Origin of the sequence: Kribbella steppae (assembly GCF_004342025.1) — a bacterium.
Lineage (GTDB): Bacteria > Actinomycetota > Actinomycetes > Propionibacteriales > Kribbellaceae > Kribbella > Kribbella steppae.
In genome coordinates this window covers 104,274-129,320 of record NZ_SLWN01000020.1, presented here as the reverse complement: position 1 = coordinate 129,320, position 25,047 = coordinate 104,274, and the positions used below count along the sequence as shown (strand labels likewise).

Genomic DNA, 25,047 nt, shown 5'->3' with positions numbered 1-25,047 from the left:
TCAGAAGACGCCGACACCAACACCGCGCCCGAACCAGCCACTACCAACGCCGACAAGCCCGCACACCATGAGGATCACGAAGTCCGGCTGTCGTACTAGGATTGGAGTACACATCAGTCCCCGCAGGGGGCCACAGTCCCGGCGGCCGCGGTGCCGCCACTGTGTGGTCCGGACCGGTCCCGCACCGTCGTTCCAAGTCCGGCGACGGAATCCGTGGATTGGGTGTAGCCCGCCGCGACCATATCCGCTCCTCGCTCAGACGGCGTGTCCAGTCGACCAGATTCACTGGAACGTGTGCTCGAGTGGGCGAGTTGGCTGGTCTGCTTGATGGACAGCCATTACGAGGTCATCGTGCGGCCGTGGGACAGGCTCGAACCTTACGTGGATCATCGCGAGGCGGAGTTCGGGGCGGTTCGCGCCCTACTAGCGTGACCTTGCCCGGCGAGCACGCCAAGCCAGAAGACCAACGGCAGCTCCAGTGGTAGGCCCGGCCCGAGTCGCGTTAGCGCCCGGACAGGCCACACCCGATCCGGACGCCAGCGCCAAACCGTCGCAGGCAGCCAAGTAGTGCCGCGAACATCGGTTGACCCTGATCGGTGATGGATGAGGTGAGGACCGCGCGGGCGCCTGTCAAAGCTCGGCTCGCCTCCCTCGCTCAGCATGCGCTCGGCCTCCGCAGACTGTGTGCGATCGCGGACCGTTCATGTAGCGTCGCAGCACGCCTCAGCTCTCAATCGACGAGATCGCGCAGCTCAGACGACTGCGGGCCGTGTACGTACGACGGCCAGGTCGTGAGCGTGTCCTCTCAGAGGGTGAGGGCTCAGGGAAGTAGCAGGCGGTCGTCGGTCGGGAGGCCGATCAGCTCCCGTCCGTCCAGGCTCACCGGGACGCGGAGGTCGGCGAGCAGATCAGTTCAGCCTGGGAACATCGTGGGAACCAACGAGCGTCGATTCGAGTCATCTGGAGTCGAGATCGGCAGAAGTGGTGATAGCTGCTTAGGCTTGGAGAGGCAGGTGTCGGCGGGGTCCCGCGGTTTCCTAAACCGCGCTTCGCCGGCTGAGTCGCCTGCAGTTATCTGGTGGCCACAAAGGTCGTCCTGAGATCCCCGGACCCTGCCAGGCTGACAGCGAGCTCGTAGTCGCCAATGTCCGCGAGGTCGCCGCCGCTTCGTCGAATCGCGCCGACGAGCAGCTGGCGAAGGTCTTTGGAGCTGTCTGGATCGGCATTGGCTCTGAACTTGGCGATCGGCTTGCCGAGTTGGCGAACCTCCAAGTCGAGGAGTCGTTCCTCTCCGACCGAGACCTGAGCTTGATCGTTGAGGGCGTTGGTCGCTCTTGCAGCGGTCGAGGACGCAGCAAGTGCGACGTACTTGACCAGCGTGCGGCGACCGGAATTGATCTCTACGAGGCCCCACTCGTCGAGGAGCTTGACTGCACGTTGGGCGGTTGAGACTGATGTGCCGTGCTCGGTCGCGATCGCCTTCACCGGTGGGATGGGGAGGCCAGGCTGGAGTATGCCTTCCATGATCTGGGTGCGGAGATGTACGGCGATCCGCTCGTACGGGCTCGTCGGGTCCAACCCAGTGAGAGTGATGGCGGGTGCGGGTGCGGCTCCTGGGCGGATGGGCATGCGGGAGGCAAGGCTGCCGGCAGCGCGTTGATCGGATTCGGATACCCAGGCGGTGTAGGCGCGGAGGGTGGTGGTCCCGCCGCCGCCATGGCCGAGCCGGCCAGCGACGGTTCGGATGTCGACGCCGGCGGCGATCAGTTCGGTGGCGGAGTAATGGCGGAGCTTGTGGAGAGTGGTCTTGATTCCCAGGCGGTTGGCCAGCTTGCCGTATCGCTGGGTGACGGAGTCCGGGATCAGGTGCGTGGATCCGTCTGGAGCTAGCGAGAAGATGAAAGAGTCATCGGCGAGGTCAAGCTGGAGGGCCGCGGCTCGGGCGCGGGCGCGGGCCTTGTGTTCACGTAGTAGTTCGATGGTCTCGGGGTCGAGGGTGATACGGCGGTCCTGGTGGGCCTTGGTGTCCTTCTCCCACTTCTTCTTGCTGCGTTGGCCGATGGCCTTCTCGAGGTGGAGGACTCCGCTGTCGAGGTCGACGTGCGACCAGCGGATAGCACACAGCTCGCCGCGGCGTTGGCCGGTGATCATGGTGAGCCAGATTAGGGCTCCCCAGTCGGGATCCTTGAAGGCCTCGTTGATGATGCGCGCGGCTTGTTCTGGCGTCGGTGGGCGCGGGTTGCCCTTAGGTGCTGCGGGTGGTTCGGCGTCGGCGATGGGATTGGTCGTGACCCACTTCCACCGGACGGCGCGTCTGAGAGCGCCGTACAGGATGAAGTGGATCTGGCGGATCGTTGAGGCGGCGAGTGGCTTGCAAGTGTGCGGCCGGCAGCGCGCGTCGCACTCGTGCTTGCGAGTGGTTCGGTGGTCGACTTGGCCTTTGGTGTTCTTGCAGTGGTCGCGGCACCGTCGGAGTTCGGCGTACAGGGAGTCCATGATGCCGGCGTCGAGAGAGCCAACCTTCACGCCGCCGAGGAGTGGGCGGATGTGCTTGTCGGCGTAGCCCTTGTAGACATCGAGGGTGTTGAACTCCAGGTCGGCTTCTGACAGGTACTTGTCGAGGAGTTGATTGACTGTGGCCTTGGTGCGCGGGTTGCGGCGCTCGTACACCTGGTTGAGCAGCCGGACGCGCATTTCCTCCGCCAGCTTCTCGGCATCCGGCCCGGCCGGGATGACCTGCGTCAGGTCATGCCGGCGCTTCGAGACGGGATCGATTCCGGCGTACACACGCACCCTGACGGCGCCGCTCGGCAGTACGTCGATGCCGCCGCGGTCCCGCTTCTTGCGACCGTTCGCCTTGGCCATACGACCAATTTTAGGCCATCTTGCGTCACGAACCGTGTCATGACGGCAGATCGAAGGCCGATCCCCGCTCATCCGAACACTTCGCTCCGACGTGTTTCTGCAGGTCAGAGGCTACATTCTAGCGGTAGGCCCCGTGGGACTCGAACCCACAACCCGCGGATTAAAAGTCCGCTGCTCTGCCAGTTGAGCTAGAGGCCCTCTCACGAGGGGTGAGGGGAATAGTGTGTCAGGTTTGTCCAGGGGTTTGGTGGTGGGGTGGGGGTTGGGCGTGGGTGGTGTGGAGGTGGCGGGAGTGGGATACGAGGTTCGTTGGGGTTGATGGGGGGAGTTCGGTCTGGAGGAAGGTGGCGGTGATCTTGTCCTGGTCGGAGTCTGGGGCGGACCAGCGGGAGAGGTAGTAGGGGGTGACCAGGCCGGAGTAGTGGCGGGCGGCGTAGTCGTTCAGGTGGGGGGTCGGGCCCCAGATGGTGAGGATCTGGCGGGCGTTGGTCAAGAACAGCGCGCGGTCCTCGGGGGTTTGGCCCCAGCGGGTGGCTTTGGCTTCCCAGGCGGCGAGGGTGAATGAAGGGTGGGCTGCCAGGAGGGCGTCCAGGTCGGGGAAGAGGGCTAGGAAGGCGTCGCGGTCCTCGAGGTAGTAGCGGTCGGCCAGGCGGGTGAGGTAGGCGATGGCTACTGAGATCAGGTCGTGGGCCAGTGGGCCGTCGGCCAAAGAGGGTTCGTTCTCGGCCGCGGTGATCAAGGCGTCCCAGGCGTCGGCCAAATCTCCCAGGTCGTACCAGAGGGCAGCATCGATCTCCGCAGGTGAGTGGTACGACGGACGCGTCGTGAGCACGCCGTGGAAATGCTCAGGGAAGATCGGGATGTCGCAGGAGTAGATGGTCGCCAGCAATCCCCGCCAGGCCTTCTGCAGCAAGGGCACCTGGCTCCCGTAGCGGCAGGCGACCCACGAGTCGAGCCAATCTTCGAGGTCCACCGGGTTCCAGGCGAGGTCGGTGATCAGTTCGAAGAAGACCGGGTTGTTGTGGATCGCCTCCATCGACAACCCCAGGCCCACAGGTGGGTTAGCAGAAGCCAGCGCGGCCTCGACACCGGGAGCGACTGTGCGGAGGTCAGCACAAGGGTCGGTGCGGCCGCCGAAGTTGAGAAGGCCGCACCATAGCCAGGGCTTGTCCCCGAAGCCGTCGAAGCGTTGCCACACAGGATCCCGCTCCGCCCACAGGTCGGCCACGATCATCCGGTCTGAGGCGGACAGAAACTCCCGCACTCGCGCGTCGGTCCAGAAGTCGCGCTGGTAGGAGAACGGCCAGGCCTGCATCAACCAGACCGCGGAAGGGTCAGCACTAAGCAGGCCGGCGAGCGTCGCGGCAGCGACGGTTCCCGGGTACGACGGATCCGCATCGACCGGGATCATCTCGATGAACGGGTCGGCGGCGTACAGATGATCCGTGCCGAGCAACTCGAGCTGGACGCGGGTGATCTCGGCACCGATCGACGCGTACAGCGGGTCGGCGGCGTCCAGGACCCACGTCTCGAACCCCTGCCACTCACGCCGCTTGACCCGATCGGGCGCCAGTGCCCGCGGGATGTGCCCGGTGAACGCCGGCAGCACCGGCGTCATCCCGAACGCGCGCTCACGCTCGAGAATCCGTCGGCCCAACGAGAGATGAGAGGAGATCCAGTACGACGGAAGCGGTCCGGCGAAGCTGTCGAGGCAGCCCATGTACTGGAACGGCAGATACCCAGCGCCACCCAGAAAGGTCCGCACCGCATCAGAGGACAGGCCAAGACGCAGATACGCTTCATGGAGCACAGCCTCGTGGCCGGTCAGAGCGAGCGGCATGGTGACGCCGTGCAGCGCCATCCAGTCGATCTCGCGTTCCCACTCCGCCCAGTCCCAGTAGGCCATCGTGTAGCTGAAGGTGCAGAAGTTCAGGTAGTAGAACTCGCTCACCCGCGCCTCACCGCGAGCCAGCGGACAGTCTGCAAATGGCCCCAGCGACAGCGGAAACGGGGTGTCCCACCCGACCGAGCGACCGCACACCTTCCGCAGGTAGTCGTGCAGCCCGACGGCCGCGCTCACCCCGTCCGTCGCGGCCACGATCAGCTCGCCGTCGCGAGCGACGTACTCGAATCGACGTCCGTCGCCCGGCAGCCCACGAAACGTGACGGACGCCCCGAGGACGCGCCGGGCTAACCCCTCGAGTGTCGAAATCCAGGGGTGCTGATCGCTTGACGGAGTTAGTTTCGTGCGATCCATAATAAATACCCTCGCACATCGGACAGCGCAGCGGGAAGGGTGATGATGGACGAACTGGTCGCCGTGGGCACCGAGCTCATGCGCGGGATCAACGCGGACGCCGTCCTGCGGCAACTCCGCGCCGAGTCCACCATGACCGTGTCCGCACTGGCCAAGAAAGTCGGCCTCAGCAGGCAGGCGGTCACCCGCTCCCTCGTCGCGCTCGAGGCCGAGGGCCTGGTCGAGTTCAGCGCGCCCGAGCGCAACGCGACGAAGGTTGGCCGGCCGGCGCAGCGGGTGCGATTCCGGGCCGAGGCCGGTTGCGTACTCGGCCTGTCGATCAGCCCGCAGGACGTCCGCGTGGCTGTGTCCGATCTGGCCGGCGCGATCCTGACGACCGAGACCGTCCAGCTCGACGCGGGGACAAGTGGCGCGGAGGGCGTCGAAACGCTCGTTACCACCGTGCAGAGGGCAACCGCGAACGCCGACATCTGGTTCGCGACCGTCGGAGCGCCCGGCATCGTCGATCTGCACGCCCAGGTCATCAAGCTCATCCCGAGTATGCCGGGGCTGGCCGGCGACATCGTCGTACGGCGGCTGAGCGACGTACTGACGTGTCCGGTCTATCTCGACAACGACGTGAAGCTGGCGACCCAGGGCGAGAGGTGGCGCGGTGCGCAGCGGCGTGAGGACTCGGTGGTGATGATCCACTGGGGTGAGCGTGTCGGCGCCGGGATCGTCATGCAGGGTGAGCTGTACCGCGGTGCATCCAACGACTCCGGTGACATCGGCTTCCTCGATCTGCTCGCCGGCGAGACCCGCACGAATCCGGACGGCCTCGGCCCGTTCGAGGACTGGGTCGGCGCCGACGAGATCGTCCGGCTGGCCGGGCTCGAAGGCACGTTCGAGGAAGTACTCAAGGCGTACGGCGAAGGACACCCGGCCGCGGTCAGCGCGATCGAGACCGTCGCCGGCCGCTTCGCCAAAGGTGTCGCCGCGATCCGGTCGATCCTCGACCCGCAGCTCGTCGTCATCGGCGGCCCGATGGCCCGATGCGGCGAACCGTTGCTCGAGGCAATCCGCGCCCACCTGGAACACCAACCCCTCAACCAGCCCCCGCTGGCCGTCTCCTCCCTGGGCGACGACGCCGTCGTGTACGGCGCTCTGCACCACTGCCTGGCCGAGATCGAGCGGACCCGGTTCGAACGCGTCAGAAGCAGCATTCGCCGAGCCGCAGCGCGCGGCCCGCTACCGGCCGAAGCTCCACCGGCCGCAATCCCCGAAGGAGAAGCTCATGGGTAGGACCGCAGCAAAGCTGATAGCACTCGGGGCCGCCGCCGTACTCACCACCACGGCCTGCGCGGGCACCGGCGGACCACAGGCCGCACCGGCGACACAGGCGAGCGTGGCCACGACGATCCCCAGCGATCCGGTCACCCTCACGCTGGCCTACACCGACGATCCGCCCACCAAGGCGCTGATCGAGGGCTTCCGGAAGAAGTACCCGAACGTCACCATCAAGCCCCAGCAGACGCCGTTCAACGACTACATCAAGTCGATCAAGCTCGCGATGTCGTCGAACCAGCCACCGGACATCGCCGAGTACAACCCCGGCGCGATGAACACCCTCGTCCCGGCCAAGCTGATCCTCGATCTGAACCCGTACGCCGAGGCGTACGGCTGGGACACCAAGTTCCCGCCGGCCAGTCTCGAGGTGCTGAAGTCGGACCAGACGGCCAAGCAGTTCGGCACCGGCAACCTGTACGCCGTACCGGGTGGACTGTCCATCCTCGGGGTCTTCTACAACAAGTCGATGGTTTCCAAAGTGCCGACTTCGTTACCGGAGTTCGAAGCGGAGCTCGAACTCCAGAAAAACGAGGGCCGGACTCCGCTGAGTGTCGGCGGACTCCAGGTCGGCGGCTTCCATCTCTGGAACGCGTTGCTGAACGTGATCGGCTCGGTCGACGACTACCGCGCCTGGGTCTACGGCAAGCCGGGCGCGACGATCGTGAACGACAAGGCGAAGGAAGCCACCGACACGCTGAAGCGGTGGGTCGACAAGGGGTACGTCGCCAAGTCAGCCAACGCGACCGCGGATCCGGACGCGCAGGCGAACTTTGCCCAGGGCAAGAGTGCCTTCCTTGTCACCGGCAACTGGGCGGCCGCCGCGCTGGAGACGCAGATGAAGGACAAGGTCGGCTTCTTCCCGTTGCCGAACCCGGCCGGCGGTGAGGTGAAGGTTGCCTCCGGTGCCAGTGTCGCGTACGCCATTTCGTCCAAGACGAAGTACCCGAACGTCGCTGCCGCCTTCCTCGACTACATGAGCTCTCCCGAGGCCGCGCAGATCCAGTTCACCGGCGGTTTCATGCCGGTCGACACCAAGGCACAGCTCAGCACGACCGGTCTGCGCGGTGATATCGCCCAGCAGTTCGCACCGATTGCCCAGAGCAACGGCATCGTACCGTTCCCGGACTTCGCCTCCCCCGGCATGATCGACAAGCTGACTCCGGGCATCCAGGGCATCATCAACGGGACGACCACGACCGACCAGTTCCTCGCCTCACTGCAGGAGTCGTGGACCGCCCACCATGGTGGGTAGACGCCGGGCGCGCGGGTGGGTCTACATCCTGCCCGCGCTGCTCATCTACTTCGGGTTCGCGATCTGGCCGGCCCTGAACACGGTGCGACTGTCGTTCCTGAACTGGGACGGCATCCTCGCCCCGACCTGGGCCGGTTTCTCCAACTACACCAGGATTTTTCAGGACCCGACGCTGTACGAGGCGATCCTGCACAGCCTGGTGCTGATTGTCTTCTTCTCCTTCATCCCGGTGGTCGTCGGTCTGCTGATGACCGGTCTGCTGCTCGGCAAGGTGCGGCGCGGGATGACATTCTTCCGGGTCGTCTTCTTCCTGCCGCAGGTGCTGCCGTTGGTTGCCGTCGGCATCACCTGGCGCTGGCTGTACAGCGAGGACGGCGTCATCAACCAGATCCTCACAGCGGTAGGGCTTCGCGGCATCACCCGCGCCTGGCTGGGCGACTACGACCTCGCCCTCATCGCCCTCGGTCTGATCGGCACCTGGGTGATGAGCGGGCTGTGCATGATGCTGTTCCTCTCCGGTGCCCAGAAGATCGACACCGCGCTGTACGAGGCCGCCACCCTCGACGGCGCCGGGCCGTTCCGCACGTTCCGCCACGTCACCCTTCCCGGCCTACGCGAGGAGGTCACCATCGCCGGTGTCATCACCACGATCGCCGCGCTGGCCAGCTTCGACCTGGTCTTCGTGACGACGAACGGCGGCCCGGCCGGGCAGACGAACGTCCCCGGTCTGCTCGTCTACCGGTTGGCCTTCAACGAAAGCCGAATCGGCGACGCCAGCGCGTTGGCCGTCGTACTGACCGTGCTGGTCGTCGTGATCGTGACCGCGATCCGCCGCGTTGCGAGGGTGGGCCGATGACCGCGCGCCTCGGGGTGGGTTTCCGGTACGGCGTTCTGGTCGTGATGGCGACCATGGTGCTGCTGCCGCTCGCCGGGATCGTGCTGACGGCCCTGCATTCGCCGAGTGAGCAGGTCAGCGGGCTGAGCCTCCCGGAGCACTGGTCGTGGGAGAACTTCAAGCTCGCTTGGGCGCAGGGCAACTTCACGAACCTGATGCGCTCGAGCGTGCTGATCGCCGTGTGCGTCGTACCGCTGGCGGTCGTGCTCGCGACGTTGGCGGCGTACGGGCTGGAAGTCCTGAAGGTGTGGGGCAACCGGGCGATGTCGGCCGGCTTCGTGCTGGGGCTGACGCTGCCGGTCGAGCTCGTGGTCGTTGCCCTGTACTACAACCTGCAGCAGGTCGGTCTGACCAACTCCTACCTCGGCATCATCCTGGCCGAGGTCGCCCTTTTCATGCCGTTCGGCGTGTACTGGATGCAGTCACACTTCTCCGGTCTGCCCGGTGAACTCGTCGAGGCGGCTCGGGTCGACGGTGCGCGTGATCTCGCCGTACTGGTGCGGGTGCTCCTGCCGATCTCCTGGCCGGCGGTGACGACGCTGTCGGTGCTCTACTTCATGTGGTCGTGGAACCAGTTCCTGCTGGTGCTGGTGATGATGCAGGATCCGGACCGCCGTACGGCGCCCGCCGGGCTCGGACTGTTCGTCGGGCAGTACTCGACGAACATCCCGCTGCTGTCGGCCGCGAGCCTGATCGTGATCGCCCCGATCGTGCTCGTCTACCTCACATTCCAGCGGAACTTCGTCAACGGGATCACACAGGGTGCGGTCAAGAGCTGACTGCCGGTGACTGTTCGTGGCGGGTGGGTCGGCGTACTCTCATGCCCAGGGGAGGCGATCGCACCGGGGGTGGCGCGTTCGGCGTAAGGGGGCAGGGCATGAGTGTCGTGGACCGGGCGGCGATTGCGCCGTCGCATGACGAAGTGGTGACCGCCTGGCGAGAGATCTTGGACCAGGCGAGCACCTTGGACCTCGCCGATCGGATCGTGATCGCGGTCAAGCTGAGAGCCCGGGCTGACGTGTTGGCGACGTACGAAGGACTGGCTCGGGACGCAGGGGATCTGGCCAGAGACGCACGGGCGTTCGCGGCGGTGGTGCGGATCCAGAATCCGTTGACGGCACTGTTCCTGGCCGGCGGGCTCGCCTCGGGTGTGCTCGGATTCTTCGGTCTGTGGTCGTTCTCGGCGTTGAAGGACACGCTGTTCTCCGACGCGGGGATGGCACAGACGACCGCGGCGCTGATCGGCGTCCTGACCGTGGCGTCGGCAGCCGTGGTCGTCGGGGTGGTCCGGGGTGCCGTCGTCGCCGCTCAGACCGCGGTCGAGGCGGTTCAGATCTTCAAGCACCCGTCGACGGTCCTGCTGCAGGAGGTTCGGCCGGCCGAGGAGCGGTTGTTCGCGATCTTCGGGCAGCGGGTCCCGGAGCCGACGATCAGTACCTCGCCACTGGTCGTGCTGAGCGTGGCCGGCTTCGTCGCCGGTCTCGTCGTCGCCGCCCTGATGGGGGTTGGCGCCTCCGGGTGACCTAGGCCCCGCCGTCCGCCACACCATCAGCCCCATAGGCACCCACATCCTCACCGGCACCCCCACCTGACCACCGAGCGTTTGCTGGTGGCAACGACCCGTTGACAAGGGTGGTTACGAAGAGTGACTCTGCGGTAGGGGCCGTCGTACGGCGGCGTGGGGGGAACATGACCGTCGACTATCGGGCGCAGACTGCTGCGCTCGCGGACGCGTACCGGAAGACCATGCTCGAGGGGGACACCCAGCTGCATGGACGAGGCGAACGCGCGATCTTGCAAGCGTTAGTGGCCAGTTCGGCCGAGTCCGCCGCGCACTGGGTTCGCACGCGAGTTGGGGATGGCGGCGATGTCGCCAAACCGCTGGACGACCTGGTACCTGACCTGCAGAAGGGGAACCGCGTCGGTCAGGGCCTGAAGGCGGTCCGATCGGCCTTGCTCAAGCAGGCGAAGGACTTGGTTTTCTGGACTTTCCTGGGTGGCACCAAGCCGATTCTGATCGGTGCGGCAGTCAGCTTCGTCGTCGGTGCGTTCGGCTTCGCTCTGGACGCGGGCGCCTCTGTCGGGGCGGTTCTCATCCCCGCGCTTGTTGGAGGCGGGGCTGTCATTGGTGCCCTTGTCCGCGGGCTGCAGCAGGCGCCTGCTGTCGTGAACTCGATCGGCACTGCCGCGGGATCGCTGTACAACAGCGCGGAGTCCGTCGGCGCGAGTGCCGAGCGGATCTTCCGCGAACACTCGCTGCCGGCCGTCACAGCACTGTACGGCGACGCCGGCCCGGCCGGCCGGACTCCGGTCGTCGGCCAACTGCGTGGACTGGCGAAGACAGTCGTCGGAATTGCCTACGGTCTCCTGACGGGCTGTGCCCTGGTCTTCGTGTTCGGACTGGCGAGCGCCTGGGACGCGTACTCCACCCCCGAACAGCTGCCATCCACCTGCATTCCCGCGCCACCCGTGATTACCTGCCCAGGTCGCTGAACGCTTACCTGGGAGGACGGATGACGTTGTCGGCGCGGCTTGTTGCCGCTGTGGATGCGCTGCCACTTCGGCAGGGGATGCGGGTCTTGGAGGTTGGGTGCGGGCCGGGCGCTGCTGCTCGAGAGGTTGCCAGGCGGATCGGGCCGGAGGGGCATGTACTGGCGATTGATCGGTCGGCGAAGGCGGTTGCTCAGGCGTTGGCAGGGGCTCCGGATGAGGTTGCGGCGGGGACGCTCTCGGTTCGGCAGGCGCCGGTTGAGCGGTTCGAACTCGAGGAAGGCGAGGACCTCTACGATCTCGCGTTTGCTGTTCGGGTTGGTGCGCTCGACGGGAGGCACCCTGAGCTCGAACGTGAAGCACTGCAACGGATTGCGGCTGCATTGGTGCCGGCTGGGCAGCTGTTCATCGACGGCCGGGAGACCGAGCTGCCTCGGTGAGGAGCCACGCCGTCGGATGGGCTGCTGCTTCAAGAGATGTGGGTGGTGCCGCGGAAGTGGTGGCGGTGGTCGCCTGGGGTGGTGTCTAGGCGTCTGCGGAACGTGCGGTTCATGGTCTCGGGGGTTCCGAAGCCACAGGTCTTGGCGATCTGTTCGACGGTTCTGTTGGTGGTCTCCAGGAGTCGGCACGCGGACTCGAGCCGGACGGCTTCGACGTGGTCTGCGGCGGTGGAGCCGACCTCGGCCTTGAAGACGCGGGTGAACTGTCGTTCGGAGAGGTTGATCTGCCGGGCGAGCGCCGCCACGGACAGATCGTCGGTGAGGTGGTCGCGCAACCAGGACAGGAGGTCGCGAACCGGTTCGGTGTCGGCTGCCTGCCCGGCCAGGAGCGCGGAGAACTGCGCCTGGCCGCCGGAGCGCTGCAGGTAGACGACCAACTGACGCGCGACGGTGGCGGCGGCCTGGTGTCCGTGATCGTCGGCGACGAGAGCGAGCGTGAGGTCGATGCCGGCGGTGACGCCTGCGGAGGTCCACACGTTGCCGTCGTGGACGTAGATGGCGTCGGGGTCGACGGTGATCTGGGCGTAGGTATCGTCAAGGAGTCCACACTCTGCCCAGTGGGTGGTTGCACGTCGTCCCTCCAGCAGGCCGGCTGCCGCGAGCACGAACGCACCGGAACAGACCGAGGTCACGCGGCGCGCATCAGCGGCTAGCCGTCGGACCTGGGCGAGCAGCTCGGTGTCCTCGACGGCTGCGTCCATGTCGGCGCCACCGGCCACCATCAACGTGTCGACAGGGCCGGTGACTTCGGTGATCGGGGAGGACGCGAACTCCAGCCCGCAACTCGCATGCACCGGGCCACCTCGCGTGGTCACGATCTGCGTGCGGTACTGGGCTGCGGTCAGGAACCGGGAGGCGCTGGAGAAGACCTCGAGGGGACCGGTGACGTCGAGGATCTGGGCCGAGTCGAAGGTCACGATGACCACACCCCGCTCGCCGGGCAGCTCGAGAGTCATCGGGAGTCCATGTTTTGACAGTACGCCGCGGACGCGGTGGCCGACATCGTCAACAAGGTGTCCTTGTGGGCGGCTCACCCCGGCCACACGCTGAGGTATGTCCCAAACCCAGGACCTTCTCCCCGACACGCCCACACCGCTCTCAACCAACCCGCGACCCCCGCCCGGTCGTCCCGCCCCAGGCAGCCGCATCCTGGCGGTAGTAAGACGGCTGCTGGTCCGCGACACGGCCTCGTTCGCCCACGGCTGGGCGGGGAAGGTCTTGGTCGCGGCAGTCCTGATCGGTATCCCCGCCACCATGGTGCTGCTCACGGTGATCGGCGGCCGGTACGGGCGGTACGCCGAGGACAGCTGGAAAGCGCTGCTCATGCTCGTCGTCCTGGCCGGGAGCTACCTCGCCTCGCGCCGCCTTCTCCTGACCGTACTGATAGGAGCGCTGACCGTCGCGGTCGTGTCCTGGGTGTTGTCCCCGAACCTGGCAGACACCCGCGACGGCGACCCCACAGTCCTGGCGCACCTGGACCACCAAGCGGGCAGGGGCATGTTGGCCGGCTACCACGACGTCGCGGTCGCCGAGATCGACCTGAACGCGGCCCAGCCGGTGCGGCTGGCTGGAATCGGCGCCGACGACACCACTCCGATGGAGATCGGGTCGATGACCAAGGCGATGACAGGGCTGGTCATCGCAGACGCCGTACGCCGCGGCGAGATTCGCATGGATGCGGCAGTCTCCACCTACCTTCCCCAGCTAGCGGGCTCATCGGCCGGCACCGCCACGATGCACGAGCTCGTCACCCACACCTCCGGGTACGCCGAGTTCGGCGCCGCAACCCTGCGCCGCGGCGCCTGGAAAGCACCGCTGGGCCACAACTTCCTGACCGCCGACAGCGCGCAGCTGACCAAGGAAGCCAAGAGCCAGACGGTGAGTGGCCGCGGCCGCTACGCGTACTCCACCCTGGGTTCGGCCATTGCCGGCCAGGCGGTCGCCGCCGCAGCCCAGATGAGCTACGCCGACCTGATGCGCACCCGTCTGTTTGAGCCGCTCGGGATGACCCGCACCGCCATCGAAGACGGCCACGCACTCGTCACCGGCGGACGGTCGCCGACCGGTCTCCCGGTCCAGCCATGGGTCATGAGCGCCTACGCGCCCGGCGCTGCCGCGGTTTCCACCGCCGGTGACCTCGCCAAGCTTGCGACTGCTCTCCTCGACGGGACCGCACCAGGTATGGCCGCCCTGGAGCCCACGACCGCCACTGACCAGTCGAACAGCCGCATCGGTGACTTCTGGCAGATCTCCACCTGGCAGACCGGGCAGTCGATCACCTGGCACGGCGGGCAGACCGGCGGCTACGCGTCGTACCTCGGCCTCGACCGCCCCCGGCACAAGGCCGTCATCGTCCTGTCCGACGTCGCCAACGACGCCAGCGACCTCGGCAGCCAACTCCTTGCCCACCGCAAGTAGAACGCGGCGAGCCCCGCCGCGGGACGCGGCGGGGCTCGGTACCTGGACGATCTACATGGCAGTCGGCGCCGGCTCGCGATGGCCGGTGTCGATGGCGAGGTCACCGACGTAGTTGTCGCGCAGGGTGAAACGGTTCCGACTGTTGGCCTTCACCCAGTCAGCGGCCTTTGCGGCGGCTGCGTCAGCCTGCTCCCGGGTCTCCCAGGTGCTGATGGAGACGAAAGCGTCCTTCTCGATCTGGGCAACTCCGTAGGACACGAAGCCGTTGCTGTCCTTGAACAAGGGCACCATCCCGGACTTCGCCTCGCTGACTACCTCGTCGAAGGTGCCGGTGGTGATGTCGTAGAGGGCGACGCGCGTGCAGCGCATGATGTGCCTTTCCGGTGGCGGAGCGGCTTGCGTAGACCCACAAACCAGTTCCACCAACGAACCTATCTTAGAATTTCAATACTGGCAAAGAAGTTCCTAGATCTGAACATCCAGTATCCTCTGTGTCATGGCTTGGGGCTTTCTGACGAACCACGCGCAGGCACTGCTGTGTATCGCGCACGACCCGGGTGTGCGGCTGCGGGAGATCGCGACCACGCTCGGCATCACGGAGCGCGCGGCATTCGGTATCGTCACCGATCTGGTCGACGCCGGCTACGTGGTCAAGGACAAGAACGGCCGCCGCAACCGCTACGGTGTGCAGGTCGACAAACCCCTGCCAGAGGTTCTGCTGCGACAGCGAACAGTCGGCCAACTGGTGGAGCTCCTCGCCCACACCGAACTGGAACCGCACGACGACGCCTCAGCACCCGCATCCCGACTCAGCTGACGTGACCCGCATCCCGACTCAGCTGACGTGCCAGGGGGTTAGCTTCTTGGGGTTGAGGACTATGTAGACGGTGGCTATGTGCGTGGGGGTCGTGGTCAGTGTGATGACCGCGATGGCTTGGGTCCTGTTGCGGAGGACCAGGCCAGGGTGGCCGTTGACTGGTTCGGTGGTGAGGTTGGCGCCGGGGCGGCGGGTCAGGAGGGTGGAGACGTAGGCCGCTACCTGGTCGGCACCTCGGAGGGGGTGGGGGGAGGTTCTGAGGTTGCCGCCGGCGTCGGTGATGACGGTCGCGTCTTCGGCAAGCGTGGCTCGGAGAGCTCGTACGTCGCCCGTCGTACAGGCGAGGGCGAAGCGGTGGACGAGCGGGTCCACTTCGTCGGGTTCGAGTCCGTCGAGGCTGATGGTGCCGGCGACTTGGGCGAGCCAGGCTCGGGGTTCGGCGATCTGAGCTCGTTCGAGCGGGTCCAGGGCGTACCAGCGGCGGTAGGTTTCCTGGACGGCGCGGTCGGCCGTGGCCGGGGATCCGAATCTCCACCGGGCGATCTCGAGCAGGTGCTCGCGCTCGTCGAGCAGTTCGGCCAATGATTCAACGGCTTCCATGTCAGTTCCCGAAAGCCGTGATCTTGGCCGGGTTCATCATCCACATCACTTGTTCGATTCCGTCCGCAGAGGCTTCCACGGCGAGAACCGCGAAGGCAGCGCCGTCCCGACGCAGGATCGCGACAGCCTGCCCGTTCGCCGTAGCCAGTTCGACTTCGGCCCTTTCCCAGAAGCGATCCGCGAAGGCCTTGTGGTATTTCGCCACCCGCTCCATCCCCACCACCGGGAAGCGAGAGGCGCGGACGACGCCGCCACCGTCGGAGTAGCTGATGGCGTCCTCGGCGAGCAGTTGCTCCAGCGCCTCCAGGTCACCGGACCGGGCCGCGGTGACGAACGCACTCAAGAGTTCCCGCTGCTCTTTGTCGGTGACGGGATTGTGCCGTTCCGCGACGATGCGTTTGCGGGCCCGGCTGACCAGCTGACGCGTCGCCGTCTCGGTGGACCCGATGATCTCGGCGATCTGGCTGTACGGATAGTCGAAGGCCTCGCGCAGGATGTACGCCGCCCGCTCGGTGGGCGAGAGCCGTTCCAGAATCAGCAGTACGGCGAACTCCAGCGCCTCGTTGCGTTCGGCACCGAGAAGTGGATCCGCACTGGTGTCGACCGGCTCGGGCAACCACGGCCCGATGTAGGTCTCCCGCCGTACCCGCGCCGACTGCATCACGTTGATCGCGAGCCGGGTGATCGCCGTCGCCAGGTACGCCGCTGGATTCGTGACCGTACTGCGGTCAGTCGTCTGCCAGCGCAACCACACGTCCTGAACAAGGTCCTCGGCCTCAGATGCACTGCCGAGCATCCGGTACGCGATACCGAACAACCGCGGCCGCACTTCTGCGAATACGGCCGCCGCCTGCTCCAAGTCCATCGCGGTCATTGCTCGCTGAACTTGATCTCGCGATGAGTGCCGTCACACAACGGCTTGTTCGCCGAGTGACCGCACCTGCACAAGGTCACCCGGTTGCGAGTCTCCAGCGACTGCCCATCGGCCCGGTGGACCGGCAGACCGCCGGTGATCCACAGCGCGCTGGCCTGACCGTCCTCCTCCTCGAGGACCGAGATCGCCCGCGGCAGATCCGGCTCGATCGACTCCCCACCGCGGCTGAGCGCGTAGCTGTACGACCCCGAAGGGCAGTGGTCGATCCGTCCCATGACGTCGGAGCGTACGTCGCTGTCACCGGTGTCGGCGAGCATCTTGGCGATCGGCCGGGTCCGCCCGATGCAGAAGGCCGCGTGGATGCACAGTTCGCCGACGCGCTGCGCCGAGATGTCGACCGCGTCGTGCACGTGCTGCAGTTCGCGGTACGGCGGCATCAACGACGCCTCCTTCCCGTCGAATCCGACCACCGCATGGGTTCCGTCGCAGAACGGTTTGGAGCCGGACTGTCCGCACCGGCAGAGTGCGTAGGTGTCCTCGGTCTCGATCTCGAGCCCGCTCTGCCAGGTGAGCGAGTCGTTGTTCTCGGACACGATCTTGAGCTTGCGTCGCAGCGGCACCCGGCCGTAGACGACGTACGGACCATTCGGCAGTACGGCGACCCGCTGCGTCTCACCGACAGCCCATCGACGCGACGAAGGGGCGACATAGTCGAAGGTAGGACCCGCCGTACGACCGTCGTCCTCAGGCATCTGCATCAGCGCGGTAGCCTGAGCCTTGAGCGCATACATGGTGCCGGTGGCAACGGCTAGCATTCGCGGACTGCCATTGAAAGCCTGCTCGAGCAGGTGCAGCACAGCGCAGTACGTGTGGTTGAACTCCTCCTGCGCAACGCGGATCGGGTGTCCCTCAGGATGGTCGGTCAGGCGCGGGTTCGGCCGCATCGGGTGTACGCCGTCCGCGTCGTAGCCGATCGCCTCGCCGGTCGGGCCGGAGGCCGGGGTGTCGCCGCGCTGGTACCGGCGGCCGAGCTTGAGTTCCTGGAAACGGTAGTAGTGGGCGACCTCGTCGCGGTCCGGGTGGAACATGTCCGCGTCCCCGTCCCAGACCTCGCCGCGCGCTCGTACCCTCGCCCTGTTCGACGATCTCCTCCAGGGCTTCCAGCGCGGACTTCAGGCTGTCGACCACGACCAGCCGCCCGCCGCTGAGCCGGAAGTGGGCGTTGCTCACCTGCCGGGCCGGGTCGCCACAGAAGACCGCCTCCTCACCCAACGAGGAGCAGAGCGACCGCAGCGCGTGTTCGATCGCGTCATAGAACTGCCCGATCGTCTCGTAGTTGTCGCCTTCGGCCGCGCCGCCAGGTGGTGCCGGCCGCTCGATCCGGAGGAACATCTCCAGCGCTTCGGGGCCGAACGGCGCGAGTGACAGTTCCAGCGAGCGGTCGCCGTGCGGCATCCGACGCGGATGTGGTGGCAGCATCTCCGGCTTGTCCAGGTGCGGCCGCCCGCCGACGGCGTTCAGGATGTTCGCGGCCAGCGCGAGGTGCAGCATCTCTTCGGAGAAGACACTGCCGACGACCTGGACGGCCTCCGGGTTCCGCTGCGGGTCCAGCGAGTAGAGCGCGCAGAGGTACGGCGGAAGCGTCGCGTGCTCCAGCTCGACCGCCCACTGCAAGTGCTCCCGGAGACTCTCCAACGTCCACGTCATCCTCTTCTCCCCTGCCTGGTCGCATGAATCAGTTGCATCGAGAGGTGTCCGCCGTCGAAGAGGCCGGCCAGCCGCCTGCCCTGACGAGCGGCAAGTGCGTAGGCGCGGTGCGCGCGATGACGGGCCTCGACCATCGCGGCGACCTCCTCGGCACGCCGGGACCACGATCGCGGCACCTCGGCGGGCCGATCGATCTGTTCCACCACGTCGAAGCCGACGTTGCCGAGCAAGGCGTCGAGTTCGTCCTGACCCGGGAAGTGGTTGCCATCCGGCGGCCGGAGCAGCTGTTTGCCCTGAGCAACAACAACAAGTAGTCCAAGTGACCCGCCTGGCACGAGCACACGGTGGATCTCACTGAGCAGACCGGCCTTGTCCTCGACTGTGCAGAGCACTCCGAGACACCATGCGACGTCGATCGACGCCGTACGGAGTGGAATCCTCCGGCCGTCAGCCAGTACGACGGGCAGCCCGAACAACCTGGCTGCGGCACGGCAAGCGGCTGGCATCGGCTCCAGCAGGATCGGGCTGACACCGAACCGTTCGGCCGCCCAGGCCGCAGGCCCGCCGACACCCGCACCGACGTCGAGCAGGCGCATCCCGGCCGACAGCTCGCAGGCTTCGGCCAGCCAGGCCAGCGCCGTGGGGCTGGCGCTGCCACGACAAGCGGCCGGTATCGCGTACCGGTCGCCGAGCTGTCGTACGGCGTCAGCCGTCCACCCAGCCACGTCGTCGAACTCGGCAACCATCGCCGCAGCGGTCATTCGCCACCTCTCCAAACACGCGGTCGATAGCTAAGACAGGTCAGGGTGCCGTCGTGTGACAGCGGCGACATCGAGCCCTGGTCACAAACTCGCAAGCTGCCATGTCTGAGCTGGTGCCATCACTTCACGAAGGAGTTCCCCATGAATGACCAACGTCCTGTCGTCGTCCTCGTGCACGGCGCGTTCGCCGACGCCAGCAGTTGGAACGGTGTTGTCGAACGACTACTGGAGCGCTCGATCGACGTCGTCGCCGTCGCCAACCCGCTGCGCAGCCTCACCACCGATGCCGCCTATGTCCGTGACGTCATCGCGGGGATCGGCCGGCCCGTCCTGCTGGTCGCGCACTCGTACGGCGGCATGGTCATCACCGAGGCGGCCGCGCAGAACGGCAACGTGGTCGGCCTGGTGTACGTCGACGCGTTCGCACCCGACCACGGCGAGAACGCGTTCCAGCTCTCGGTCAAGTTCCCCGGCAGCACCCTCGGCGACGCGCTCAACGCCTACCCCGTCGCCGGCGGCAACGAGCTCGCCATCAGGCAGGACCTGTTCCACCAGCAGTTCGCGGCGGACGTCCCGGCGGCTGAGGCGGCCCTGATGGCCGCGACCCAGCGCCCGGCCACCGAGGCCGCCCTGACCGAGGGACTCCCGACCGAGATCCCGGCCTGGAAGTCGCTGCCGTCCTGGTTCGTCTTCAGCGACGGCGACCGCAACATTCCTGTCGAGCTGCACCGCTTCCTGTCCGAGCGGGCCGGCGCCAAGGGCAGCAAGGAGATCGCCGGCGCCTCCCACGCCCTCAGCGTCTCCGAGCCCTCGGCGGTCACCGCGACCATCCTCGAAGCCCTCGGCAACTGAACCCACCAGGCCCCTGCCGGCGCACCCAAGGCAGGCGCACCCGGCAGGGGTTTGGTGACCAGGGGCGGCGGAATACTTGCGGGATGGATGCGGAGGAGATGTTCTCGGCCGGACGGGAGTTGGAGGACCGCGGGCGGGTGGAGGATCTGCCGGCCATCGAGGAGTGGTACCGGAAGGCCGCGGCGGCCGGGTCTGCGGAGGCCATGGGGCGGCTGGGGTTGCTGCTGGAGGGGCGGACCCGGGCGCGGATGGAGGACCGGCTCGTCTACAGCGGGGACTTCATGGAGGCGGCCCGTTGGTATCGGCAGGCCGTCAGCGCGGGAGATTCCTGGGCGGCCTTCGCGCTGGGCCGGTTGTACTCGGACAAGCTGGACGACTGGGCCACTGCGGAGGTCTGGTACCGCCGGGCCGCGGCTGACGGCCGATGGCAGGCCGAGGAGCGGCTGAAGGAGGGCCCGCCCGGAGCGGTACGGCGGCAGCGCGAGGACGCGATGTTCGACCAGTCCGCGAGCGACCAGCCCAGACCCAATGCCGGTACGGCGGCCGCCGGGAGCAGTTGCCTGATGATCGTCGTACTCGTCAGTGTTCTGCCGATGCTCGCGCTGCTGCTCTCGTTCAATCCCTTGTGAGGTCCGACCAGAGCTCCTCGGGGATCTCCGCGCGGTAAGCGGCGAGGTTCTGGTGGACCTCCGCAGGCGTCCGCATCCCCAGGACGACGGAGGTGACCGCCGGGTGGCGGAGCGGGAAAGCGATGGCAGCCTCGGGCACCGTCACGCCATGCGACTCGCAGATGTCAGCGATGCGATGCGCCCGCTGCAGCACGTCGGGTGTCGCGGTCTGGTAGTCGAACTTGGCGTCCGGATCAGGGCGAGAGGTCGCAAGGATGCCAGAGTTGAAGACACCGGCGGCAACCACTGAGACGTCGCGCTCCACGCACGCCGGCAGGAACGTGGCCAGGGCAGGCTGCTGGAGGACGGTGTAACCGCCGGCGAGCATGACCACATCGACGTCGGTTTCGCGGACCAGGGTGGTCAACTGGTCGACGTCGTACATGCCGGCGCCGATCGCTTCGACCACGCCCTCGGCACGGAGTTCGGCCAGGGCCGGGTAGCCGAGGCGTAGCGCGTCGTCGAAGCGTCGCTCGGCGTCGTGCAGATAGAGGATGTCGATCCGGTCCAGACCCATCCGCTCCAGGGAATCCTCGACACTGCGGCGTACGCCGTCGCGGGAGAAGTCCCACACCCGGCGGTGCGTGGCCGGCACCTGGAAGTCCTCGTCGCTGCGGCCCTGCGGATCCTGGGGAACCAACAGCCGGCCGACCTTCGTCGACAAGATGAACTCGTCCCGCGGCTTGGTCCGCAGGAACTCGCCCATTCGTCGCTCGGAATGACCGATCCCGTAGTGCGGCGCCGTGTCGTAGTACCGGATCCCGCCGTCCCAGGCGGCCGCCAGGGCAGCGGCCGCGGTGGCATCGTCCAGCGGCTCGAACAGACCGCCTAGCGGCCCGCCGCCGAAGCCGAGTTCAGGGATTCTCACTGCTCGTTCTCCTTTGTACGACGAGTGTGGACCATTGCGGCCGCACCTGCGAGTGTGGCCACGAACAGCGGGACAGCCCACCATCCCAACGCCTGGTAGAGCCGTACGGCAGCCCACGACCCGAGACTGCCGGCACCGTACGCACACACCATGTACGCAGTGTTCATCGCACTCCGCGAACGTGGCGCGAGCCGGTACATCCTGGTGACGTTGGCAACCATGCCCGACTGCATCGACACGTCGAGCACCAGCACCCCGGCCACCAGGAGGACGAGCCCGACCGGCCCGCCAAGAAGAGCACCCAGCATGAGTACGGCGGCAACGCAGGTGCCGGCCAGGATCCAGGACGTCACCACATCCGGGCTCCGCCGATCGACCAACCGACCGATCAGCGGTACGACGGCCATCGTGGCGATCGCCACCAGGCTCACCCAGCCGAGTGCACCGGCACCGAGCCCGAACTCGTCCCGCAGGACCAGGACCAACGTTGCCCACGTCCCGGTGAACCCCGCGAACGAGCAGGCCTGGTAGAACGCCGATCGACGCAGACCGGGCCGCAGCCGCAACTGATCGAGCGGTCGCCGCAAGTACCGCGGAAAGTCCACCGGCTCGACGCTCACCGGCGTCGGCAGCCGCGTCCACGCGACCACAGCACACAACGCCGCCAGCACGGCTGCTCCGAAGTACGCGTACCGCCAGGAGTACTCCTGACCCAGATACCCGGCCACTGCGCGCGATGCGATCATCCCGGGGATGCCGACGCTGAGCAGGATGCTGTTCATGCTGCCCAGCCGTCGGGATCCGGTCATGCCCGCGACGTACGGTCCGATCACCGGGGATGCCACGGTCGCGCAGCCCATCAGGAACGAGGCCAGCACGAGCACCGGCAGCGACGGCGCCACGGCCGCGGTCAAGGCGCAGATCGTGACGCTGCTGAAGAGGATGGTGAGCAGCCGGCGCTGCGCCCCGGTGTCACCAAGTGGTACGACGGTCAGGATGCCGGTGGCGTACCCGGCTTGCGGCGCGGTCACGACCAGCGCCGCATCCGCAGGCGATACCTGCAGCGACGCGGCCACGTACGGCAGCAGCGCCTGCGGGAAGTAGACCATGCCGACACCGACGGCGGAGCACACAGCGAGTACGCCGAGCAGAGCCGTCCGTGGTCGCGCGTCGGGAAGAGCCTCGGTGAGCATGGCCCCGACTGTCCCCCGGCGTTCCGTCCGCCCGGGAACGATTTAGGATCTGGCTACATCGACGGAGGTGACGGTTGTGCTCACCTATGAGCTGACGTCGCGAGATCTGGAGGACGTCCGGTTCGCGATCTCGCCGGCAGCCGAAACCGTGCTTTCACTGCGAGCGCTGCGGGACCCCGGCCGCTTCCCGCTCCAACTGCCGTGGGTCCGCGCCGTGCAGCCACAGCTCGCCGGGCTGGACTGGAGCCTGCTGAGCCTGCTGGTCAACGACACGATGGGCAGCCCGGATTTCCTCACCCCGCGTCCCACCTCGCCGCTGACCCAGTTCCAGGACGAGCTCGAGATCATCGCGGCGGTGGACCGGACCACCTTCGATCGGCAGCTTGTCGCGGTGAACCGGGAGCTGCCGGGCGAGCTTGCCGGCTCCGATGGCGTCTCCAGAGTGGTCGACGCGCTGCGCGAGTACTGGCAGACGGTGATGGCGCCGTACTGGCCGCGGATGCGCACGGTCCTGTCCGCTGACATCAGTTTCCGCGGTCATGCGATCACCCAGCACGGCACCGGCGTGATGCTCAACGAACTCGGGCCTGCGATCAGCTATCAGGACGGCCTGCTCCGCGTCGACCGGGTCAGCAACCCCAGCCGCACCGAGCGGATCGACGGCCGCGGCCTGGTCCTGCAGCCGACCCTCTTCGGGCCGCACGCGGTCATTCCGTTCGACATCGGTGCAGAGCCTCTGCTTGGCTATCCACCGCGCGGTCAGGGAAACCTCTGGACTGTCGCCGAGCCACCGTCGCGGCGAGATCTCGGCCGGCTCGTCGGTACGGCGCGCGCCCGCATCCTGGAGCTGCTCACGCATCCTCGGACGACGAGCGACATCGCCGCGGAACTGAAGGTCACCCCGTCCGCGGTGAGTCAGCACCTCCAACTGCTTCGTCGTACGGGCCTCGTCGACCCACAACGCACCGGAAAGCAGGTGCTGTACCGCCCAACGGAACTCGCCGCGCTGCTCACCGGCACCGATCTGTTAATGTCGAAAGTGCCGCGGGAGCTCACACCGGAGTGGGCTGAGAGGGCGACTGACCAAGGTGTCGCCGACCGCTGAACCTGAATCGGGTAATTCCGGCGTAGGGAGGAAGCGATGGCGTACGAGGTATGGGTCAACGGCACGGCGACGAGCGTTCCGCCGAACCGATCCGTGGCCGATCTGGTCCGGGAGTACTCGGACCGACAGACCGGGATCGCGGTCGCGCTCAACCAGACCGTGCTGACCCGGGACGAGTGGGCCGGCACCACGCTCACGGACGGCGATCGGGTCGAGATCGTCAGTGCGGTCCAGGGTGGTTGAGATGGACGATCCACTGGAGCTCGGCGGCCGCACCTACACGTCCCGGCTGATCATGGGCACCGGCGGTGCCGCGAACCTCGAGGTGATGGAAGAGGCGTTGGTTGCCTCTGGCACCCAACTGACCACGGTCGCGATGCGCCGGCTAGGCACCGGCCACGAGGGCTCGATCCTCGACGTACTCAAGCAGCACGGCATCGAGGTGTTGCCCAACACGGCCGGTTGCCACACCGCGGCGGAGGCTGTGCTCACCGCGAAGCTCGCCCGGGAGGCGTTGGAGACGGACCTGATCAAGGTCGAGGTCGTCGCCGACGACCACCTGCTGATGCCGGATCCTGTCGAGTTGCTGGATGCCGTGGACGCGTTGGTGGCGGACGGTTTCACCGTGCTGCCTTACACCAACGATGATCCGATCCTGGCGCGTCGGCTGGAGCAGGCCGGGTGCGCCGCGGTGATGCCGTTGGCAGCCCCGATCGGGTCCGCCCTCGGCATCCGCAATCCGCACAACCTCGCTCTCATCGCCGAGGCGGCGAACGTCCCGGTGATCGTCGACGCCGGCATCGGTACGGCGAGTGACGCAGCGCTGGCCATGGAGCTCGGCTGCGCCGCCGTCATGCTCGCCACCCCGGTCACCCGAGCCGAAAAGCCCGCCCTGATGGCAGCCGCAATGCGCGACGCAGTCAACGCCGGCCGAGCCGCCCGCCTGGCCGGCCGAGTCCCCCGCCGCTGGCACTCAGCCCTCGCCTCCTCCCCGGTGACCGGCCTACCTACCTTCTGAGAGCTATGTCAGCTGGTCCAGAACGACGTTGCAGAAGGTGGATTCGTCGGCGTGCGGGCCGTGGAGCGCCAGCAGTTCTTCAGAGATCAGGATGCCGCCGGGTTGACTGTCACCGAGGGTGTCGAAGAGCTGACGGATCTTGATCACGCCACGGTCGCGGAGGAGGCGGTTGCCGTCCAGGTCGGTGATCGTGAACGTACCGGCGTCCAGGAAGTCGAAGGACCAGACGGTTCCAGAGACGTGGCTGGCGCGCTGTTCGTGGAAGACGCCGTTGGCGGTGAAGACGATCTTGTTGCCGGTGGCGGCATACGTGATCGTCTCGACGGTCTCGTAGTTGTTGTGCGCAAGGAACGCTTGCCCGTCCGAGCCCTTCACGGTGCGGACCGTCGTCACGCCACTGAACTCGACGGTGCCGGTGATCGCGAGGCCACACAGGGTATCGGTGAACGAGTCGGTACCGGAATAGTGCATGTGTTCGTACGGCGGAGCAGCCTGGGCCACTGTGGGTGTGAACAGGCCGACGACCACGATGATCGGCACCAGAAGACGACGTAACACGATGAATCCCCCTTCGCTCATGC

The 25,047-nt window shown here is 66.9% G+C and carries 26 protein-coding genes, 1 tRNA gene, 1 pseudogene and 1 riboswitch; of the genes and pseudogenes, 14 read left to right on the top strand and 14 right to left on the bottom strand.

The window, feature by feature from the left end; translation table 11 throughout:
• Nucleotides 1-1,071: 1,071 nt before the first annotated feature.
• From EV652_RS40025 to EV652_RS40015, 3 genes are all read right to left on the bottom strand, one after another.
• Nucleotides 1,072-2,865 (bottom strand): tyrosine-type recombinase/integrase, encoded by a 1,794-nt coding sequence (locus EV652_RS40025; protein ID WP_132215462.1) that lies wholly within the window; start codon nucleotides 2,863-2,865, stop codon nucleotides 1,072-1,074.
• Between the two features lie 125 nt (nucleotides 2,866-2,990).
• Nucleotides 2,991-3,063 (bottom strand) — tRNA-Lys (locus EV652_RS40020).
• Between the two features lie 28 nt (nucleotides 3,064-3,091).
• Nucleotides 3,092-4,963: an alpha-N-acetylglucosaminidase gene (locus EV652_RS40015; RefSeq protein WP_500784511.1), complete on the bottom strand. Its 1,872-nt coding sequence runs from the start codon at nucleotides 4,961-4,963 to the stop codon at nucleotides 3,092-3,094.
• 201 nt (nucleotides 4,964-5,164) lie between these two features.
• Between EV652_RS40015 and EV652_RS40010 the strand changes: the two genes are divergently transcribed.
• The 7 genes from EV652_RS40010 (at nucleotide 5,165) to EV652_RS39980 (ending at nucleotide 11,525) form a co-directional block, all read left to right on the top strand.
• A complete protein-coding gene (locus tag EV652_RS40010; protein WP_199238666.1) occupies nucleotides 5,165-6,403 on the top strand; it encodes an ROK family transcriptional regulator in 1,239 nt (412 codons plus the stop codon).
• Nucleotides 6,396-7,700, top strand: coding sequence for an ABC transporter substrate-binding protein (locus EV652_RS40005; protein WP_132215458.1), 1,305 nt, complete (start codon nucleotides 6,396-6,398; stop codon nucleotides 7,698-7,700). The genes EV652_RS40010 and EV652_RS40005 overlap by 8 nt, the downstream gene beginning before the upstream one ends.
• Nucleotides 7,690-8,556 carry a carbohydrate ABC transporter permease gene (locus EV652_RS40000; protein ID WP_132215456.1) on the top strand — a complete coding sequence of 289 codons (867 nt, stop codon included), beginning with the start codon at nucleotides 7,690-7,692 and terminating at the stop codon, nucleotides 8,554-8,556. The genes EV652_RS40005 and EV652_RS40000 overlap by 11 nt, the downstream gene beginning before the upstream one ends.
• Nucleotides 8,553-9,374, top strand: a complete 822-nt coding sequence (locus EV652_RS39995) for a carbohydrate ABC transporter permease (protein WP_132215454.1) — start codon at nucleotides 8,553-8,555, stop codon at nucleotides 9,372-9,374. The genes EV652_RS40000 and EV652_RS39995 overlap by 4 nt, the downstream gene beginning before the upstream one ends.
• Nucleotides 9,375-9,472: 98 nt before the next feature.
• Complete coding sequence (locus tag EV652_RS39990; RefSeq protein ID WP_132215452.1) at nucleotides 9,473-10,117, top strand: hypothetical protein; 645 nt, start codon at nucleotides 9,473-9,475, stop codon at nucleotides 10,115-10,117.
• A 167-nt stretch (nucleotides 10,118-10,284) separates the two neighbouring features.
• Nucleotides 10,285-11,088, top strand: coding sequence for a hypothetical protein (locus EV652_RS39985; protein WP_132215450.1), 804 nt, complete (start codon nucleotides 10,285-10,287; stop codon nucleotides 11,086-11,088).
• A 20-nt stretch (nucleotides 11,089-11,108) separates the two neighbouring features.
• Nucleotides 11,109-11,525, top strand: coding sequence for an SAM-dependent methyltransferase (locus EV652_RS39980; protein ID WP_132215448.1), 417 nt, complete (start codon nucleotides 11,109-11,111; stop codon nucleotides 11,523-11,525).
• 29 nt (nucleotides 11,526-11,554) lie between these two features.
• Here the strand turns inward: EV652_RS39980 and EV652_RS39975 are convergent, their stop codons facing one another.
• Nucleotides 11,555-12,541 carry a GlxA family transcriptional regulator gene (locus EV652_RS39975; protein ID WP_132215446.1) on the bottom strand — a complete coding sequence of 329 codons (987 nt, stop codon included), beginning with the start codon at nucleotides 12,539-12,541 and terminating at the stop codon, nucleotides 11,555-11,557.
• 97 nt (nucleotides 12,542-12,638) lie between these two features.
• Here EV652_RS39975 and EV652_RS39970 point away from each other — a divergent pair, with 97 nt between their 5' ends.
• Nucleotides 12,639-14,003 (top strand): serine hydrolase domain-containing protein, encoded by a 1,365-nt coding sequence (locus tag EV652_RS39970; protein WP_132215444.1) that lies wholly within the window; start codon nucleotides 12,639-12,641, stop codon nucleotides 14,001-14,003.
• 51 nt (nucleotides 14,004-14,054) lie between these two features.
• Here the strand turns inward: EV652_RS39970 and EV652_RS39965 are convergent, their stop codons facing one another.
• On the bottom strand, nucleotides 14,055-14,372 hold the full coding sequence (locus tag EV652_RS39965; protein WP_132215442.1) for a hypothetical protein: 318 nt from the start codon (nucleotides 14,370-14,372) through the stop codon (nucleotides 14,055-14,057).
• Nucleotides 14,373-14,499: 127 nt separating this feature from the next.
• Here EV652_RS39965 and EV652_RS39960 point away from each other — a divergent pair, with 127 nt between their 5' ends.
• A complete protein-coding gene (locus EV652_RS39960; RefSeq protein WP_132215440.1) occupies nucleotides 14,500-14,820 on the top strand; it encodes a helix-turn-helix transcriptional regulator in 321 nt (106 codons plus the stop codon).
• An 18-nt stretch (nucleotides 14,821-14,838) separates the two neighbouring features.
• Here EV652_RS39960 and EV652_RS39955 read toward each other — a convergent pair whose 3' ends face one another.
• From EV652_RS39955 to EV652_RS39935, 5 genes are all read right to left on the bottom strand, one after another.
• Nucleotides 14,839-15,420: a sigma-70 family RNA polymerase sigma factor family protein gene (locus tag EV652_RS39955; protein WP_132215438.1), complete on the bottom strand. Its 582-nt coding sequence runs from the start codon at nucleotides 15,418-15,420 to the stop codon at nucleotides 14,839-14,841.
• Nucleotide 15,421: 1 nt separating this feature from the next.
• Nucleotides 15,422-16,294 carry an RNA polymerase sigma-70 factor gene (locus EV652_RS39950; RefSeq protein ID WP_132215436.1) on the bottom strand — a complete coding sequence of 291 codons (873 nt, stop codon included), beginning with the start codon at nucleotides 16,292-16,294 and terminating at the stop codon, nucleotides 15,422-15,424.
• Nucleotides 16,291-17,046, bottom strand: a complete 756-nt coding sequence (locus EV652_RS44905; RefSeq protein ID WP_242002301.1) for a CDGSH iron-sulfur domain-containing protein — start codon at nucleotides 17,044-17,046, stop codon at nucleotides 16,291-16,293. Before EV652_RS44905 ends, EV652_RS39950 begins: the two co-directional genes overlap by 4 nt.
• Before the next feature lie 157 nt (nucleotides 17,047-17,203).
• Nucleotides 17,204-18,001 carry a ferritin-like domain-containing protein gene (locus tag EV652_RS45615; protein WP_242002299.1) on the bottom strand — a complete coding sequence of 266 codons (798 nt, stop codon included), beginning with the start codon at nucleotides 17,999-18,001 and terminating at the stop codon, nucleotides 17,204-17,206.
• Complete coding sequence (locus EV652_RS39935) at nucleotides 17,998-18,762, bottom strand: class I SAM-dependent methyltransferase (RefSeq protein WP_132215434.1); 765 nt, start codon at nucleotides 18,760-18,762, stop codon at nucleotides 17,998-18,000. The genes EV652_RS45615 and EV652_RS39935 overlap by 4 nt, the downstream gene beginning before the upstream one ends.
• Nucleotides 18,763-18,903: 141 nt before the next feature.
• On the opposite strand from EV652_RS39935, the gene EV652_RS39930 reads away from it, so the two are divergent.
• Nucleotides 18,904-19,614, top strand: coding sequence for an alpha/beta fold hydrolase (locus EV652_RS39930; protein ID WP_132215432.1), 711 nt, complete (start codon nucleotides 18,904-18,906; stop codon nucleotides 19,612-19,614).
• 83 nt (nucleotides 19,615-19,697) lie between these two features.
• Nucleotides 19,698-20,243 (top strand): SEL1-like repeat protein, encoded by a 546-nt coding sequence (locus EV652_RS39925; protein WP_132215430.1) that lies wholly within the window; start codon nucleotides 19,698-19,700, stop codon nucleotides 20,241-20,243.
• Here the strand turns inward: EV652_RS39925 and EV652_RS39920 are convergent.
• The 3 genes from EV652_RS39920 to EV652_RS46485 form a co-directional block, all read right to left on the bottom strand.
• Nucleotides 20,230-21,150, bottom strand: coding sequence for an aldo/keto reductase (locus EV652_RS39920; RefSeq protein WP_242002298.1), 921 nt, complete (start codon nucleotides 21,148-21,150; stop codon nucleotides 20,230-20,232). The two genes, EV652_RS39925 and EV652_RS39920, sit on opposite strands and share 14 nt — an antisense overlap.
• Nucleotides 21,147-22,343: an MFS transporter gene (locus EV652_RS39915; protein WP_132215426.1), complete on the bottom strand. Its 1,197-nt coding sequence runs from the start codon at nucleotides 22,341-22,343 to the stop codon at nucleotides 21,147-21,149. The genes EV652_RS39920 and EV652_RS39915 overlap by 4 nt, the downstream gene beginning before the upstream one ends.
• Before the next feature lie 154 nt (nucleotides 22,344-22,497).
• Entirely contained in the window at nucleotides 22,498-23,202 is a 705-nt protein-coding gene (locus EV652_RS46485; RefSeq protein ID WP_242002297.1) for a hypothetical protein, read from the bottom strand.
• Between EV652_RS46485 and EV652_RS46480 the strand changes: the two are divergent.
• The 3 genes and pseudogenes from EV652_RS46480 to EV652_RS39900 form a co-directional block, all read left to right on the top strand.
• A pseudogene (locus EV652_RS46480) lies at nucleotides 23,182-23,253 on the top strand (hypothetical protein); the annotation flags it as partial. The gene EV652_RS46485 and the pseudogene EV652_RS46480 sit on opposite strands and share 21 nt — an antisense overlap.
• Nucleotides 23,254-23,377: 124 nt before the next feature.
• A riboswitch (TPP riboswitch) is annotated at nucleotides 23,378-23,494 on the top strand.
• The gene (gene thiS, locus EV652_RS39905) at nucleotides 23,485-23,691 is read left to right on the top strand and encodes a sulfur carrier protein ThiS (protein ID WP_132215424.1); all 207 of its coding nucleotides are present in this window, start codon (nucleotides 23,485-23,487) and stop codon (nucleotides 23,689-23,691) included. (Overlaps the previous riboswitch by 10 nt.)
• Nucleotide 23,692: 1 nt before the next feature.
• The gene (locus EV652_RS39900) at nucleotides 23,693-24,466 is read left to right on the top strand and encodes a thiazole synthase (RefSeq protein ID WP_132215422.1); all 774 of its coding nucleotides are present in this window, start codon (nucleotides 23,693-23,695) and stop codon (nucleotides 24,464-24,466) included.
• Nucleotides 24,467-24,469: 3 nt separating this feature from the next.
• Here the strand turns inward: EV652_RS39900 and EV652_RS39895 are convergent, their stop codons facing one another.
• On the bottom strand, nucleotides 24,470-25,024 hold the full coding sequence (locus EV652_RS39895) for a hypothetical protein (RefSeq protein ID WP_132215420.1): 555 nt from the start codon (nucleotides 25,022-25,024) through the stop codon (nucleotides 24,470-24,472).
• Between the last annotated feature and the right edge of the window lie 23 nt (nucleotides 25,025-25,047).